Raw genomic sequence first — 16,595 nt, forward strand, 5'->3', positions numbered from 1 at the left:
TCTCCTTACTTTAAGAATCAATTATTTAAAATAATTGATTCCTGATTTAAATAACCCTTGCTCAAAATTGCCTTCCATATTCTTATAAAGATTGCTTCCTGTTCTTTCGGAGTGAGCCATCTTTCCTAATATTCTTCCATCAGGGCTTGTTATTCCTTCTATTCCTAGCATCGACCCATTTGGATTATAAGGCATGTCCATTGAAATATTTCCTTCATAATCAACATATTGAGTTGCTATTTGTCCATTTTTCATAAGTGTTTCTAATAGTTCCTTTGGAGCAACAAATCTTCCTTCTCCATGAGATATTGGTACTGAATGAATATCTCCTAAATTAACTTCATTGAACCATGGTGATTTTTTAGATACTATTTTAGTTCTAACCATCGATGACATATGTCTATTTATATTATTAAAAGTTAATGTCGCCATCTCTTCCTCTATGTCACATATTTCACCGTATGGTAAAAGCCCTAACTTTATTAATGCTTGGAAGCCGTTACAAATTCCTAACATTAATCCATCTCTATTCTTTAATAATTCCATAACAGATTCTTTTATCTTTTCATTTCTAAAGATATTAACTATAAATTTAGCTGATCCATCAGGTTCATCTCCTGCTGAGAAACCACCTGGTAGCATTATTATTTGAGATTTATCAATTTCTTGCTTCAATATGTCTAAAGATTCTAAAAGTGATTCCTTATTGTAGTTTCTTAAAACTACTTCTTTAACATCCCCACCTTCTCTTTCGAATGCTCTTCTACAGTCATATTCACAGTTTGTTCCTGGGAATACTGGAATAACAACTCTTGGTTTTGCAACCTTTATTAAAGGTGAAACTTTATTTTCTTCTTTATATAAAACCTCTTCTATTTTTTCTTCTGAAGCTTTTGTTTTTGCTTTAAATACATTTTTTAATTTTCTTTCATACTCTCTGCTTATTTCATCTAAAGATATTTCTAAATCTATATCTTCAGAAATAATTGAATTTTCATTAATTGTTTTACCTATTACTTTGTAATTCATAGTCGAAAGTTCTTTTTCATCTATGCTTTCTTCAATTTCTAAAATGAAGCTACCATAATTAAATCCAAATAACTCTTCATTATCTAATGAATTGAACTTAACCCCAATTCCATTTCCTAAAGCCATCTTACTTAAACCTTCTGATACCCCACCAAATTTAAGTGAATATGCACTTAGAATTTTCTTCTCTTCTATTAGCTTATTTAAAGTAATTAAGTTGTTTTTAAACATTTCAGTTTTTAACGTTCCATCTTCATCTTTTTCCGATTTGACTAATATTACTTTTGAACCAACCTTTTTAAATTCTGGTGATATAGCTTTTGAACTATCTATCATTCCAACAGCAAAAGATACAAGCGTTGGTGGTACATCCATTTCTCCAAAGCTTCCAGACATAGAATCCTTACCTCCTATAGCAGGTATCTCTAAATCCATTTGAGCTTTATATGCACCTAATAATGCTGAAAATGGTTTTCCCCATCTTTCCTTTTTATCTCCTAACTTTTCAAAATACTCTTGGAATGTTAATCTTGCTTTTCTATAATCTCCGCCAATACAAGAAAGCTTAGTTATTGATTCTATAACTGCATAGTATGCCATATGAAATGGGCTCCAAACTCCAAGCTCTGGATTAAATCCGTACGTCATTATTGAAGCTGAATTAGTTTCTCCATTTTGCACAGGAATTTTAAATGCCATACCTTCTGCTGGAGTTCTTGAATATTTCCCTCCTAACGGCATTAGAACTGTTCCACTTCCAATAGTCGAATCAAATCTTTCGATTAATCCCTTTTTATCACATACATTTAAACTATTAAGAGTTTCTATCCATTTATCTTTTACATTTACATCTCCTACTGCAAATGGATATTCAGTTGGTGCAGTTACCTTCACGTTTGTTTCTTGAGTTTCCCCATTTGTATCTAAGAAACTTCTCTTAATATCTACTATTGCATTGCCTCTCCAGAACATTCTTAGTCTTTCTGTATCTGTAACTTCCGCAACAACTACAGCTTCTAAATTTTCCTCATTAGATAATCTTATAAACTTTTCTAAATTTTCTTTTTCTATTACTACTGCCATTCTTTCTTGAGATTCCGATATAGCTATTTCAGTTCCATCTAATCCTTCATACTTTTTAGGAACCTTATCTAAATCTATATCAAGACCTCTGCATAACTCTCCAATAGCAACTGAAACTCCACCTGCTCCAAAATCATTGCATCTTTTTATCATTCTTGTAACTTCTTTATTTCTGAAAAGTCTTTGAATTTTTCTTTCCGTTGGAGGATTTCCTTTTTGAACTTCTGCTCCACATTCATTTAGTGAATCTTCAGTATGTTCCTTTGAAGATCCTGTAGCTCCACCAATACCATCTCTACCAGTCTTTCCACCTAAAAGAACTACAACATCTCCTTTTTGTGGCTCTTCACGTCTTACATTTTCCTTTGGTGCTGCTGCAATAACTGCTCCAACTTCCATTCTCTTAGCAGCATAATTAGGATGATAAACTTCATCAACTTGTCCTGTTGCAAGTCCTATTTGATTACCATATGAACTATACCCACTTGCAGCTCCAAGGGTAATAGTTCTTTGAGGTAATTTGCCTTTTATAGTTTCCTCTATACTAGCTGTCGGATCAGCTGCTCCTGTAACCCTCATAGCTCCATATACGTAAGTTCTTCCTGAAAGTGGGTCTCTAATAGCCCCTCCAAGACAAGTTGCTGCTCCTCCAAAAGGTTCTATTTCTGTTGGATGATTGTGTGTTTCATTCTTAAACATTAGAAGATATTCTTCTTCTCCATTATTAGTTTCAACCTTTATATTTATTGAGCATGCATTTATTTCATCTGATATATCTAAATCTTCTGTAAGTCCTCTTTTTCTTAATTCCTTCATGCATATGACAGCTAAATCCATTAAGTTTATATCTCTATCCGTATTTTCTCCATAAACAAAATCTCTTGATTTCATGTATGCTTCATATGATTTTTTAACTGGAACATTGTATTTTCCATCTTCTATTTCTATTTCTTTTATTGAAGTTAAAAAGGTAGTATGTCTACAGTGATCTGACCAATAAGTATCGATAACTTTTATTTCAGTGATACTAGGATTTCTACCTTCTGATAAGAAGTATTTTCTTATCATTTCTAAATCTCCTATACTCATGGCTAATCCCATCTCTTTATGAAATTCTTTTAGTTCATCTATATTCTTATTAATAAAACCATTTAGAATTTCTACATTTTTTGGCTCTTTATATTCATTTGTTAGCTCTGATGAATTTATATCTGCTTCTCTTGAATCAACTGGATTTATAAAATATGCTTTTATTTTTTCTACATCTTCAATAGATAAATTACCTTGTAGAATTATAATTTTGCTCCACTTAACTTCCACTCTTTTTTCTTTTGTTAAAAGCATTAAACATTCTGAAGCTGAATCAGCTCTTTGATCATATTGACCTGGTAGATACTCTACTCCAAAAGCAATATCACCTTCTTTTATTTCTAAGCTTCCTTCATAAATATTATCTACTGGTAATTCACCAAAAATAGTCTTCAAAGCTATCTTGTAATAATGTTCTTCAAGTTCTCCAATTATGTACTTATTTAAAACTCTAACATTATCTAAAGTTTTAATAGAAAGATTATCTCTAAAATCTTCTAAAAGCAATTTACCTTCAACATCAAACCCTTCTTTTTTTTCAACGAATATAATTCTATTGCAAGCCATAAATTATCCTCCAATAATATTAAAATTTTATTTAAATTTTTATCAATTCCATATTACCCCTTGTTATTTAAATAATAACATCTATTTTAAAAATAAGTCAACATTTTTTATAAATTTAACATTAATATTCGTATTATATTCCACATAATTAATTTTATTTTCCGTTTAATATTCGTGTTTATTACAATTATCATTTAAATTAAACATTATATAGAAGTTTTTAAGCTGAATAAATTTCTCCTGCTAAACTACTACCCTTTCATTATTTAACCTTCGGTAAATATGTTCATAATTAAATTGAAGTATAATTTATAAAGAATAAAAAAAATAAAGCTGTGCATAATTCGCAACAGCTTTATTTTTATAAATTATAATGGTTTTACTCTCATAGTTTGATCTCTTCTTGGACCAACAGAAACTATTGATATTCTTGTATCAGTTAATTCTTCAATTCTCTCTAAATACTTTCTTGCGTTTGGATGTAACTCTTCATAGCTTCTTGCATCCGCTACTGATTCATCCCAACCTTCAAATTCTTCATATATAGGTTCACATTTAGCTAAGTCTTCTAAGCTAGCAGGGAAATAATCTATTACTTTATCATTAAACTTATATCCTACACACATCATAACTTTATCTAATCCAGCTAAAGTATCAATCTTTGTAACAGCTAATGAAGTTAATCCACTTACTCTTACAGATGTTTTTAAGATAACAATGTCTAACCATCCACATCTTCTAGATCTACCTGTAGTTACTCCATATTCATGACCTTTTTCTCTTATCCATTCTCCAGTTTCATTTTCTAATTCTGTTGGGAATGGTCCCTTACCAACTCTAGTAGTATATGCTTTAGCTATACCAACAGCATTTGTAATCATATTTGGTCCTATACCAACACCACTTGCAACTCCTCCAGCAGTTGTATTTGATGATGTTACAAATGGATAAGTTCCATAATCTATATCAAGAAGCATACCTTGCGCTCCTTCAAATAGAACAGTTTTATCTTTCTTTATATCATCATATATTCTCACTGAAGTATCTTGAACGAAAGGTTTTAATCTTTCAGCATACTCTACATATTCATTGTATATTTCATCAAAGTTTAGAGGTTCTCCTCCAAGTATGTTAGTTATATAATCATTTTTAAGCTTTATGTTATTCTCTAATTTTTCTTTAAATACTTCCTTATCTATAAGGTCACATATTCTTATTCCACATCTCTCAAATTTATCTGTATAACATGGTCCTATCCCTTTTCCTGTAGTTCCTATGTCATTTTTACCTCTTGCTTTTTCTTTTAATTTATCAAGAGTCTTATGGTATGGCATTATAACATGTGCTCTATCACTTACTATTAATTTTTCTGGAGTTACTTTAACGCCTTCTCTTTCTAAATAATCTATTTCAGAAAAAAGAGCTATTGGGTCTACAACTACACCATTTCCTATTACATTTAACTTTTCATCGTGTAATATTCCTGAAGGTATTAAGTGAAGTTTATATTGTTTTTCACCAACTTCTACAGTATGACCTGCATTATTTCCTCCTTGGAATCTAACAACTACTTCTGCTTCTTCAGCTAAGTAATCTGTCATCTTCCCTTTACCTTCATCTCCCCATTGAGCTCCTAAAACAATAAATGTCGACATTTCAACTGCCTCCTTTTAAGACATAATTTTCTATATAAAGTATTTAGAGACATTTTATGTCCCTGTACCATAGTATCAAAGTAGTTTAAAAGTTTCAATATTTATTACGAATATTTTTGGGCTTTATTTTTATATAATTCGTAAACATATGCATAATTACTATCAATATTAAAGCTCCCCTAAGGGAGCATTTATTATACTGTTATTTCACTCTTTATATCAACTGCATTTTTATATCTATCTATTATAGGATTTACATACTCATCAATAAATTCAACAACTTGACTTTCAGCTCTTCCTGTGAATAATTTCGGATCTATTATATTTAGAATTTCTTCTTCAGTTAATTTAAACGAATCATCAGCAATTATTCTCTTAATTAAGTCATTATCAAGTCCTTCGCCTTTAACTCTCTTAGCTGCTTCCATTGAATGAATTCTAATTCTTTCGTGAAGTTCTTGTCTGTCTCCACCTCTTTTTACAGCTTCCATCATTATGTTTTCAGTAGCCATAAATGGAAGTTCATTATCAACATGAGCTCTTATTACTTTATCATATACAACCATATTTTCTGAAATATTTATGTAAAGATTTAATACACCATCTAAAGCTAAAAATGCTTCTGCAACTGCTATTCTCTTATTTGCAGAGTCGTCTAATGTTCTTTCAAACCATTGAGTTGCAGCTGTTATTGCTGGATTTAATGAATCTACTATAACATATCTAGCAAGTGCCCCTATTCTTTCACTTCTCATAGGATTTCTCTTATATGCCATAGCAGATGACCCTATTTGATTCTTTTCAAAAGGTTCTTCCATTTCCTTCATGCTTTGAAGTAATCTTAAATCATTACTAAATTTATAAGCACTTTGTGCTACCTCTGATAATGTATTTAATACTATTGAATCAAGCTTTCTTGGATATGTTTGACCTGTAACTCCATAACTTTTTTCAAATCCCATCTTTTTTGCAACAATTTTATCTAATGCTTTAACCTTTTCTTCATCCCCGTTAAAAAGAGTCATAAAGCTAGCTTGAGTACCTGTAGTCCCCTTAACTCCTCTTAATTTTAAAGTACTTAAAAGGAATTCAATATTTTCTATATCCATAACTAGGTCTTGCATCCAAAGAGTTGCTCTTTTCCCTACTGTAGTTAATTGCGCTGGTTGGAAATGAGTAAAGCCTAATGTCGGCATTCCTTTATATTCCATAGCAAATTTACTTAATCTATCTAAAACTGTAACTATTTTATTTTTAATTAACTCTAAAGCATCTCTTAAAATAATAATATCTGTATTGTCTCCTACATAACAGCTTGTAGCTCCTAAATGTATTATTCCTTTAGCATTAGGACATTGAAGACCGTAAGCGTAAACATGGCTCATTACGTCATGTCTTACTTCCTTCTCTTTCTTTATTGCCTCATCATAATTTATATTATTTATATTCGCTCTTAATTCTTCTAACTGCTCTTCAGTTATATCTAACCCAAGTTCCTTTTCTCCCTCTGCTAAGGCTACCCAAAGCTTTCTCCATGTAGAAAATTTCATATCATCTGAAAATATATAACTCATTTCTTTTGATGCATATCTTGTGTTAAGTGGTGTATCATAAACATTTCTCATCTCATACCTCCATACGAATATATATTTATATATTAAACTTTTCATTCGTATTGTAGCATACTTTATTATTTTTTTCACTCTTTTTATTAAAGTCATTTGGTAATTTAGTATTTATTTTGTAAAATAACTCTTAAATACTTTTTTAATATTTATATTCTTACCTATTATTTTATTAAGTTTACTAATATATAATAAATTTAATCTTTAAATAATTTACTTATTATTTCTAGTAGATTTAATAAGCAAAAAGGATACTGTTTAATTAAATAACAGTATCCTTTATTATTATATCTAAAACTATATCAATTAATTCGCATCAAATATTGCTTCAAATTCTTTGCCATCAATTTTTTCTTTATCTAACAATTCAGCAGCAACTGCATGTAGCTTTGAAATATTATTCTTTAATAATGTTTCAGCTGTATCGTATGCTTGTGATATAAATTTCTTTACCTCTAAATCTATCTTAGCACCTACTTCTTCACTGAAGTTTCTACCTCTACCTAAGTCTCTTCCTAAGAAAACTTCATTATTGTCACTTCCATATGAAATAGTTCCTATTTCATCACTCATTCCATATTCCATAACCATAGATCTAGCAATAGATGAAGCTCTATCTATATCATTTTTAGCACCTGTACTTATATCTCCAAGAACTAATTTTTCTGCTACTCTTCCTCCAAGTAGTCCTACCATCTCATCTTTTAATTTTTCCTTTGATGTATAAGCTCTATCCTCAGTAGGTAAGTGCATAGTGTATCCACCAGCCATACCTCTTGGAATGATACTTATCTCATGTACAGGATCTGAATGTTTTAATAATTTCATTACAACAGCATGCCCTGCCTCATGATAAGCAGTAAGCTTTCTATCATGCTCACTTATAGTTCTACTCTTCTTTTCTGGACCTGCTATAACTCTTGTTATAGCTTCTTCAAACTCATCCATACCAATTTTTTTCTTATCTTTTCTAACAGCTAAAAGTGCTGCTTCATTTGCTAAGTTTTCTAAATCTGCACCACTAAATCCTGGTGTTCTCTTAGCTAAAACTTCTAAACTAACATTTTCATCTAAAGGTTTCTTTTGAGTATGAACCTTTAAAACTGCTTCTCTACCCTGTCTATCAGGTCTTCCAACAACTATTTGTCTATCAAATCTACCTGGTCTTAAAAGTGCCGGGTCAAGTATGTCTGGTCTATTTGTAGCTGCTATCATGATTATTCCTTCATTAGCTCCAAATCCATCCATCTCAACAAGTAATTGATTAAGTGTTTGTTCTCTTTCATCATGACCTCCACCTAATCCAGCTCCTCTTTGACGACCAACAGCATCTATTTCATCGATAAACACTAATGATGGTGCACTTTTCTTTGCTTGTTCAAATAGGTCTCTAACTCTTGAAGCACCTACCCCAACAAACATTTCAACGAAATCTGACCCAGATATACTGAAGAATGGCACTCCAGCTTCACCAGCTATTGCCTTAGCTAATAAAGTTTTACCTGTTCCAGGTGGCCCTACTAAAAGAACTCCTTTCGGTATTCTTGCTCCCATCTCTGTGTATCTTGATGGTTGTTTTAAGAAATCTACTATTTCTTCTAACTCGGCTTTTTCTTCGTCAGCTCCTGCAACATCATTAAATGTTACACGCTTACTATCAGGAGTCATCATTTTAGCTCTACTCTTTCCAAAATTCATAACTCCTTTTCCGCCGCCACCACCTTGAGATTGTTGGGTGAAAATAAATATAAATATCCCAAATAACACCATAATCATAATTGTCGGAATAATACTTACCCAAAAACTATTATTTGATGGTGGTATGTATTCCATCTTAACGTCATCTTTAGGATATTGAGCATTAAGTGCCTCTATCATAGTATCTGGTGCATAAACAGTAAAATTCTTACCATCCCTTGTTTCTCCTGTAATGGTCATTTTATCTGTTTGAATCGTAACACTTTCAATCTCATTGTTTATCCATTTTTGTTGAAAATCACTAAATACTATTTTGTCAGCTGTATTGCCTCCATTTAGTAAAAATGTAGCTGATAGAATTAATAAAAATATGGCTATTATCCATACAGTTGCACTTGAATACTTCTTCATCCAAGGCCCCCCTTTCTTCACTTAAAATCTATTTGCTTAAATATTATTTTTCGTAAACTGATCTTTTTAAAATTCCTACAAAAGGTAAATTTCTATATCTATTAGCATAGTCTAATCCATATCCAACTAAGAATTCATCTGGAACCTCAAATCCAATATATTTTACATCTATATCAACCTTTCTTCTAGCTGGTTTACTTAATAATGTAACTATCTCTATAGATTTTGCATTTCTTCCTTTAAGGAAATCAACTAAATATTCTAAAGTAATTCCACTATCTATTATATCCTCTGCTATTATTACATCTTTACCTTCTATACTATTATCTAAATCCTTAAGAATTCTTACTACTCCAGAACTTTCTGATGATTCTCCATAGCTTGATACAGACATAAAATCCATTTCACATGGAATAGAAATATTTCTAACTAGGTCTGAAACAAATATTACTGAACCTTTTAATACCCCTATAACTAATAAATCTTTCCCTGCGTATTCCTCGCTTATAGCTTTTCCTAATTCCTTTATTTTTAAAGCTATTTTTTCCTCACTTAATAGTATTTCTTGAACGTCATTCACCATTTTTTAAACCCTTTCCTTAAATGTTATTTTTAATATTTGTTTTGTATTACTAGTTACTTTAAATTGTTCAGAAACTTTGACATCTACAACCCAAGCTATTTTTTCATCAAAACAAACTATAGGAATTATGTCTCTACTTTCCTTTGGAATCTTTAAATTTATAAAGATATCTTTTAGCTTTTTAGTACCCTTCATTCCTATAGGCACCATTTTATCTCCATCTTTACGGTATCTTACAATAATTCCTTCTTCTATCTTATCATAATCAAAAAACTTTATTAAGTCATTATTGGAAAATTCTATGTTATTTTTTTTGTTGATAATTTGCATATCAATTTTATAGTTATCAAACTCAAATTGGTTTATTAACTCTTCTTTTTTAATATAAATTTCTTTATCTTTAATCTTTTCATTTTTGCTTTTTCTCTGTCTAAATATTATATCCCCATAAACATTTTGAACTATTATCCCATTTGTTAAATGTATCTCTTTATTAGTTCCCAATTTTGATAACTCTATAATATCTACTATATGCTTCATTTCAAAGTTCTTATGAGAATTTGAAATCTTTTTAAAACCTCTCTTTAATACCCGAGTTATTATAGCTTCCTTTTCTTCTTCAAAAAGCTTTTTACTTACAATAATTGCATCATTTTTTTCTTCACAATATTTGTTATAGGCCATTTCTGCAACTTCTTCTAAATATTCATTATCCTTTTGTAATAAAAAAGCCATTCTATTTAAAGTATCAATAATATCATCATTAAAATTCTCCTTCATATAAGGAAGAATATCTAATCTAACTTTATTTCTATTATATATCTTCTCATAATTGCTTTTATCTATTCTTGGATTTAATTTATAATCTTCACAATACTTTTCAATTTCATTTCTATTTAAACAAAGAATAGGTCTTATTATTCCATCTTCTCTTTTTGCCTTAATCCCTGTTAATCCGTCTAATCCACTTCCTCTCATAAGCCTCATTAAAATAGTTTCTGCTTGATCATTTGAATTATGTGCTACTGCAATCTTATCATAAGAAAACTTTTCTTTTATTTTATTAAAAGCTTTATATCTTTCTTCACGCCCTGCTAGTTCTATAGATTGACCTTCTTTTGCTGCTATAGTTGCTATATCTATTCTTTCTATATAATTTTCTACTTCTAAAGCCCTGCATAAATCTTTTGTATAATTCTCATCTTCAAGAGCTTCTTCACCTCTTAATAAATGATTTATATGTATTGCTCCTAATTTCAAATTAAATTCACTTCTTAACCTAGCTAATATATGTAATAAACATACCGAATCCGGTCCACCTGATAAAGCTACAAGAATCTTATCACCATTTTCTATAAGTCTATTTTCTATAATATACTTTCTTACTTTATCTAACACTTGTTTTCTCCTATAATTATATTTTTTTATGTTATATATATATAATAACTTTACAATATTTTAATGTAAATATTTCTATCAATTAATAATTAAGATAAAAAAATAATAATCAATGAATAAAGTCAGCAATGCTGACTTTATAAGTTTTATTCAGGAACTGCCAAAGCAGTTCCATCCATAATTATTCATTATTAATTCTTACTAATAAATTGAGTATGCTTTTGAAACAACTACAGTCATATCATCAAATATCTTTCCGTTACTTAATTCCTTTGCTTTTTCCAAAATATCTCTTGATAAATATTCTGGATTATTAGTACTCTTTTCTAAATACTCTTTAACCCATTTATAATTTCCAGCATTATTTTTATCAACATCTAAAATTCCATCAGTTATTGTAACTATGATATCTCCATGTTTTATCTTTCTCTTTATTTTCTTAATTTCAATACTATCTAAAATTCCAAAAGGTAACTCAGAACTTTCTATCACCTCTACCTCTTTACCTCTCTTTATAAAGCTAACTACACCTCCGACCTTAATAAAAGAAACATCACCTGTATATAAATCAATAGAATTCATATCTAATGTTGTAAACTTTTCATCTTCATTAAACTTCATTCCCATTATAGAATTTATCGTATTTATAGATGTAGACTCATCAAAGCCTTGTTCCATAAATTTTTCTATTAGATTTACTGTTATGTTGCTTTCTGCCCCAGCTTCAGGTCCTGATCCCATACCATCACTAAGAATAGTTACATATAGTCCATTTTTATTTTTTCCAAAGCTAAAAGTATCACCAGAGTATTTTTCTCCATCCTTAGGTGTAAATGCTGCATAAGATAATATATTATATTTTGGTGTTTCTTCTATTACAAATGTACACTCATTATTATTAGGATTAATTCTACATCCATCATCAGTTAACGATAATGGTATCTTTATTAAATCACTTATTACCGGTAATACATTCTTTATACAATAACTACATCCTTCACAATTATCTCTTTTAACCTTTATTTTTAAATGGCCACATCTATCAGTATAACTATATAAATCATTATATTTTATATTATTTTTCACGAATGTTTTTCTTAACAGCTTGTCTACTTCCATACAATTAGTAACATCTTTTTCAAAATCTCTTATAATATCACTCATTGCTATAGACATATTATTCATTTGATTAGCAATTAATTTTCTACCTTCTACTAGCCTATTTTTCACATTTTCATTTACAGTATAATTATTAAGTAAATTTTCGGTTCCTTTTAATAAAGTATTTAACTTAACACACTTTCTATCTAAATCTTTTGGAATTATAATTTTTCCACTTTCACAACTACCTATTAATTCACCAAAACATGAAAAAGTAGTATGAAGCTCTCTTCCCCAACATTTATTATTCAATTCACAATTAGAACACACTCTATCAGCCAGATTTTCTATCAATGCTACACTCTTATTTTTAATAAGTAAATTATTATTTTCAGATAAATTATTTAAAGAATCCGATATTGTGTTTAATATATTTTTGAACCCATCTAATCTATCCATGAATTCATTCTTTATTCCTTGAATCTGTATTTCATTTATATTTTTACTTTTTTCTTCATTATTTATTTCTGCTAATATATCTTTAATAAAATTATTAGGAATTAAAAGTAACCAAATCGCAGATATACTCACTTGAAAGATATTAGCTAGTCCTATACTATCAGAGTACATAACAACTAAAGAATAAGCTATTATATATGCTAATGCAGAGAATATTTTACCAGTATCTTTAAATATCCCGACAATCAATCCACATATACTATAGAGGCCTATTGGCAAAAATAAGTTTTTTGTTGTTATTCCTATTATAATTCCCATAGTTACTCCAAGTATAGTTCCTGCTGAGATCCCACCAGAATACGCAATTGTAATTACTGCAATTAATCCTAAAAGATCTCTTATTTTTATACCTAGAAGTTCAAATCCACCTATTCCTGCAACTATTAAACATAGTATTATAGCAATACTTATAAGTTCTTCTACAGAAAATATATAGTTTGTCTTTATTTCAGATAAACAACTTACACCATAATTAATAATATAGAAAAATGGTATTATTGATATAGCCTCTATAATTGAAAATCCTAAATTTATACCTATTCCTTGATTTCCAATAACAGTTCCTAAAGCCACATAAATTGTAGTTGTTATTAAAAACAATATCTTCTTGCTTATTTTTTTATCTAACTTATTCATTACATATCCATATGTAACAATAGATACAGCTATTATAAAATATATAAATGCATTATCAATAACCTTATAGGTACTTAAATATCCTAAACTAACTGAAACAAAAGCAGTTAAATATTCTCTTTCTTGTCTCTTAATTATTGTAGATATTAAGTAAGCTATTCCAAAAGGTGCTAAAGTTAAACCTTCAACAAAATTAAGGTTTACTCTTCCTAATGTAATCCCTATAACAAAGGCTACTATCATCGTAGCTAAGTTGCTTTCCAAATTTATTTTTCTTTTATTTACTCTTTTATATGTAGGTACCTTAACCTCGTATTGCATAACACTCACCCTTTTTCCATAATTTGTATATTGATTATAACATTTCATTAATCTACTATTATGTCAGTTAATGTACCTACATAGCTTTTTTCATAAGACAAGATAATATTTTTTTCTATTTATATATATAGTTTTATAGTTAAGATTACATAAAATCTTTTTACTACCTAATTTAAAAATCTATTTTTTGTCGCAAAACCTAATTTAAGATAAATTTTTCGAAATTAATTATAGTAATAATTTCTTGTATAAATTCATAGAATATTTTTTAAATAAAAAAATCTCACATTTCGTGAGATCATTTAAACATTATTTAGAAATAAAAAAAAGACTTAAAACTTAGTTTTAAGTCTTGGTGCTGAAGACCGGAATCGAACCGGTACGGTATCGCTACCGCAGGATTTTAAGTCCTGTGCGTCTGCCTGTTCCGCCACTTCAGCGTATCTGGTAGCGGAAATAGGACTTGAACCTACGACACCTCGGGTATGAACCGAGTGCTCTAGCCAGCTGAGCTATTCCGCCATGTTTGGTTGCGGGGGCAGGACTTGAACCTACGACCTTCGGGTTATGAGCCCGACGAGCTGCCAACTGCTCCACCCCGCGTTATTGTTAAACTAAATTCAACTTGGTGCTGAAGACCGGAATCGAACCGGTACGGTATCGCTACCGCAGGATTTTAAGTCCTGTGCGTCTGCCTGTTCCGCCACTTCAGCGTATTTGGTAGCGGAAATAGGACTTGAACCTACGACACCTCGGGTATGAACCGAGTGCTCTAGCCAGCTGAGCTATTCCGCCATGTTGGTTGCGGGGGTAGGACTTGAACCTACGACCTTCGGGTTATGAGCCCGACGAGCTGCCAACTGCTCCACCCCGCGTTATTAAAGTTGAATTTAGTTTATTTGGTGCTGAAGACCGGAATCGAACCGGTACGGTATCGCTACCGCAGGATTTTAAGTCCTGTGCGTCTGCCTGTTCCGCCACTTCAGCACATTTTGTTGTCGCCGCCTGACGACAAAATTAATTATATATTATGATTATTATACTGTCAACACATTTTTTATTTTTTTTTAATTTTTATCAATTTTACGATGTAATCAGCATCAAACTTTACCCTCAAACCTAGTAATATAGCCATTCTTTTAATATTTAAAAAAGTAGTTTTTTTGTTAATTTATTAGGCTTATTATGTCTCCAAACTCTATATTTATTAAAAAAATAACTAAAAATAAAAAAATAAAGACTGCCTTTACACAATCTTTATTATCTATATATATTATATATAACTCTAATTAAAAGCTTTTTTTGCTTCTACCTTTAAATTCTTGATTTTTCTTATAATCTTGTTGTCTTTCTTCACTATCTTTTAAGAATCTAGACATTATATCTTCGAAATTAGCTGTATTAGTTTTTTTCTTTTCTGTACCCCATTCGAATTCTGCTGGTTTTACTGATTTCTTCTTAACATTAGCTTGTTTAATAGATAAGCTGATTTTTCCATTATCATCGATTGAAATAACTTTTACTTTTACTTTATCTTGTTCATTAAGATGTTCTCTTATATCCTTAACAAAAGAGTCTGCAACCTCTGAGATATGGACTAATCCAGTCTTTCCTTCTATCTCTACAAACGCTCCAAAATTTGTGATATTAACCACTGTACCTTCTAATATTTTTCCTGCCGCTAATGTCATGCTACAAAGAATCCTCCTTAAATTTTTAATAAATATATGTCATTATTAATAATAACCCTTTTAGTAATATGTTAATCATCTTACTCTTGAGGCTCTGAAGGAAGTATTATTTGTTCACCTTCCTTAATAAGTCCAAGTCTTTCTCTTGCTAACTTTTCTAGGTAATCGTAATTCGATTGTACCCTTTCTAACTCAGCTTGTAATTTTCTGTTTTCTTCTTTTTTTTCATTGAGTTGTTCACTTTTTTTAGCTATATCATTATTTATTCTTTTTATAGCCATAGTTTGTTTAACAACATTAAATCCAAATACTACAAACAGAATAATAATTACTATGCTTCTTAAGGTTATCTTTTTCCTCATAAATATAGAACCCTCTTTTTAATAATCTATATTTATATTTTAAACACTCTACATATTTTATTCAAGTCATTTTTATACAACTTATAGCTTCTCTTCTAATTATTTTTCCCCATAATATTATAAAATATAATTTTAAATGGATATAATACATTCTTAACTACTATTCTTGACATCTTTCCTAAAAAATTTAACATCTTAATCTCAAATTTTAAACAAATTGGGCTAACTAACTTTAAATAAATAAACAATGTTGCAAGCATAAATAAATATACGTATGCTCCTAAAAATGCATAATTGGTGTAAAGCAAGAAACAAAATACCACTAAGGCAGCTAAAATCCAAAATAATATATCTTCAATTGCAATTATTATTTTAGGAACTTTACTGCCTCTTATAATTCTATACAAATCAAACATAGCTCCTGTCAATATACCAGCTAATATTGAGTATAAAATTATATTAAACTGTGCACTTGTTGGTAATGGCATAATACTCTACTTAAATAGCCTTCCAATTATACTTTCTTTTTCTTTTTTCATTTCTTTGCCACTATACACCATTGACCATACATCTCCAACTATTGTTACATCTCCATTTTGAACATCTAATTTATTCATCTTTAATTCAGTTCCTTTTATAGTTAGCGCCCCTAATTTTGTATTTAGTAATATCTTTTCTTCATCGAAGCTTATTACTTCTACTACTCCTGAAAGTGTAAGCTTCTTCCTATTTTCTAAGATCAGATTTCCTTTATTTTCTTCTATTTTGCTTATATCTTTTTTTTCCATAACTACTCCCCCATATACTTCTTGTTTAAAATATATGAG

11 protein-coding genes and 7 tRNA genes are annotated in these 16,595 nt (G+C 29.9%); all 18 read right to left on the bottom strand.

The window, feature by feature from the left end:
- Positions 1 to 21: 21 nt before the first annotated feature.
- A complete protein-coding gene (locus ARA56_RS06670) occupies positions 22 to 3,768 on the bottom strand; it encodes a phosphoribosylformylglycinamidine synthase (RefSeq protein WP_055265023.1) in 3,747 nt (1,248 codons plus the stop codon).
- A gap of 368 nt (positions 3,769 to 4,136) precedes the next feature.
- A complete protein-coding gene (locus ARA56_RS06675) occupies positions 4,137 to 5,423 on the bottom strand; it encodes an adenylosuccinate synthase (protein WP_055265025.1) in 1,287 nt (428 codons plus the stop codon).
- A gap of 194 nt (positions 5,424 to 5,617) precedes the next feature.
- On the bottom strand, positions 5,618 to 7,048 hold the full coding sequence (gene purB / locus ARA56_RS06680; RefSeq protein WP_055265027.1) for an adenylosuccinate lyase: 1,431 nt from the start codon (positions 7,046 to 7,048) through the stop codon (positions 5,618 to 5,620).
- Positions 7,049 to 7,354: 306 nt separating this feature from the next.
- On the bottom strand, positions 7,355 to 9,157 hold the full coding sequence (ftsH, locus tag ARA56_RS06685; protein ID WP_055265029.1) for an ATP-dependent zinc metalloprotease FtsH: 1,803 nt from the start codon (positions 9,155 to 9,157) through the stop codon (positions 7,355 to 7,357).
- Between the two features lie 43 nt (positions 9,158 to 9,200).
- On the bottom strand, positions 9,201 to 9,740 hold the full coding sequence (gene hpt / locus ARA56_RS06690; protein WP_055265031.1) for a hypoxanthine phosphoribosyltransferase: 540 nt from the start codon (positions 9,738 to 9,740) through the stop codon (positions 9,201 to 9,203).
- 3 nt (positions 9,741 to 9,743) lie between these two features.
- Entirely contained in the window at positions 9,744 to 11,138 is a 1,395-nt protein-coding gene (gene tilS / locus ARA56_RS06695) for a tRNA lysidine(34) synthetase TilS (protein ID WP_055265033.1), read from the bottom strand.
- Positions 11,139 to 11,339: 201 nt separating this feature from the next.
- The gene (gene spoIIE / locus ARA56_RS06700) at positions 11,340 to 13,715 is read right to left on the bottom strand and encodes a stage II sporulation protein E (RefSeq protein ID WP_055265035.1); all 2,376 of its coding nucleotides are present in this window, start codon (positions 13,713 to 13,715) and stop codon (positions 11,340 to 11,342) included.
- Positions 13,716 to 14,068: 353 nt separating this feature from the next.
- Positions 14,069 to 14,155 (bottom strand) — tRNA-Leu (locus ARA56_RS06705).
- A 5-nt stretch (positions 14,156 to 14,160) separates the two neighbouring features.
- Positions 14,161 to 14,237 (bottom strand) — tRNA-Met (locus ARA56_RS06710).
- A gap of 5 nt (positions 14,238 to 14,242) precedes the next feature.
- Positions 14,243 to 14,318 (bottom strand) — tRNA-Met (locus ARA56_RS06715).
- Between the two features lie 23 nt (positions 14,319 to 14,341).
- Positions 14,342 to 14,428, bottom strand: a tRNA-Leu gene (locus tag ARA56_RS06720).
- Between the two features lie 5 nt (positions 14,429 to 14,433).
- Positions 14,434 to 14,510, bottom strand: a tRNA-Met gene (locus ARA56_RS06725).
- Positions 14,511 to 14,514: 4 nt separating this feature from the next.
- Positions 14,515 to 14,590, bottom strand: a tRNA-Met gene (locus ARA56_RS06730).
- A gap of 25 nt (positions 14,591 to 14,615) precedes the next feature.
- A tRNA-Leu gene (locus ARA56_RS06735) sits at positions 14,616 to 14,702 on the bottom strand.
- A gap of 302 nt (positions 14,703 to 15,004) precedes the next feature.
- On the bottom strand, positions 15,005 to 15,406 hold the full coding sequence (locus tag ARA56_RS06740; RefSeq protein ID WP_055265037.1) for a S1 domain-containing RNA-binding protein: 402 nt from the start codon (positions 15,404 to 15,406) through the stop codon (positions 15,005 to 15,007).
- Between the two features lie 80 nt (positions 15,407 to 15,486).
- The gene (locus ARA56_RS06745) at positions 15,487 to 15,768 is read right to left on the bottom strand and encodes an FtsB family cell division protein (protein WP_055265039.1); all 282 of its coding nucleotides are present in this window, start codon (positions 15,766 to 15,768) and stop codon (positions 15,487 to 15,489) included.
- Between the two features lie 95 nt (positions 15,769 to 15,863).
- Positions 15,864 to 16,256, bottom strand: coding sequence for a spore cortex biosynthesis protein YabQ (yabQ, locus tag ARA56_RS06750; RefSeq protein WP_055265041.1), 393 nt, complete (start codon positions 16,254 to 16,256; stop codon positions 15,864 to 15,866).
- A gap of 6 nt (positions 16,257 to 16,262) precedes the next feature.
- Positions 16,263 to 16,556 carry a sporulation protein YabP gene (yabP, locus tag ARA56_RS06755; RefSeq protein ID WP_055265043.1) on the bottom strand — a complete coding sequence of 98 codons (294 nt, stop codon included), beginning with the start codon at positions 16,554 to 16,556 and terminating at the stop codon, positions 16,263 to 16,265.
- Positions 16,557 to 16,595 lie beyond the last annotated feature (39 nt).

Source organism: Clostridium disporicum (assembly GCF_001405015.1).
GTDB lineage: Bacteria > Bacillota > Clostridia > Clostridiales > Clostridiaceae > Clostridium > Clostridium disporicum_B.

Coding starts and splice junctions, on each gene's coding strand:
- yabP (WP_055265043.1), bottom strand. CDS start 16,556: ATGGAAAAAAAAGATATAAGCAAAATAGAAGAAAATAAAGGAAATCTG.
- ARA56_RS06670 (WP_055265023.1), bottom strand. CDS start 3,768: ATGGCTTGCAATAGAATTATATTCGTTGAAAAAAAAGAAGGGTTTGAT.
- purB (WP_055265027.1), bottom strand. CDS start 7,048: ATGAGAAATGTTTATGATACACCACTTAACACAAGATATGCATCAAAA.
- spoIIE (WP_055265035.1), bottom strand. CDS start 13,715: ATGCAATACGAGGTTAAGGTACCTACATATAAAAGAGTAAATAAAAGA.
- hpt (WP_055265031.1), bottom strand. CDS start 9,740: ATGGTGAATGACGTTCAAGAAATACTATTAAGTGAGGAAAAAATAGCT.
- ARA56_RS06745 (WP_055265039.1), bottom strand. CDS start 15,768: ATGAGGAAAAAGATAACCTTAAGAAGCATAGTAATTATTATTCTGTTT.
- ARA56_RS06740 (WP_055265037.1), bottom strand. CDS start 15,406: ATGACATTAGCGGCAGGAAAAATATTAGAAGGTACAGTGGTTAATATC.
- yabQ (WP_055265041.1), bottom strand. CDS start 16,256: ATGCCATTACCAACAAGTGCACAGTTTAATATAATTTTATACTCAATA.
- ARA56_RS06675 (WP_055265025.1), bottom strand. CDS start 5,423: ATGTCGACATTTATTGTTTTAGGAGCTCAATGGGGAGATGAAGGTAAA.
- ftsH (WP_055265029.1), bottom strand. CDS start 9,157: ATGAAGAAGTATTCAAGTGCAACTGTATGGATAATAGCCATATTTTTA.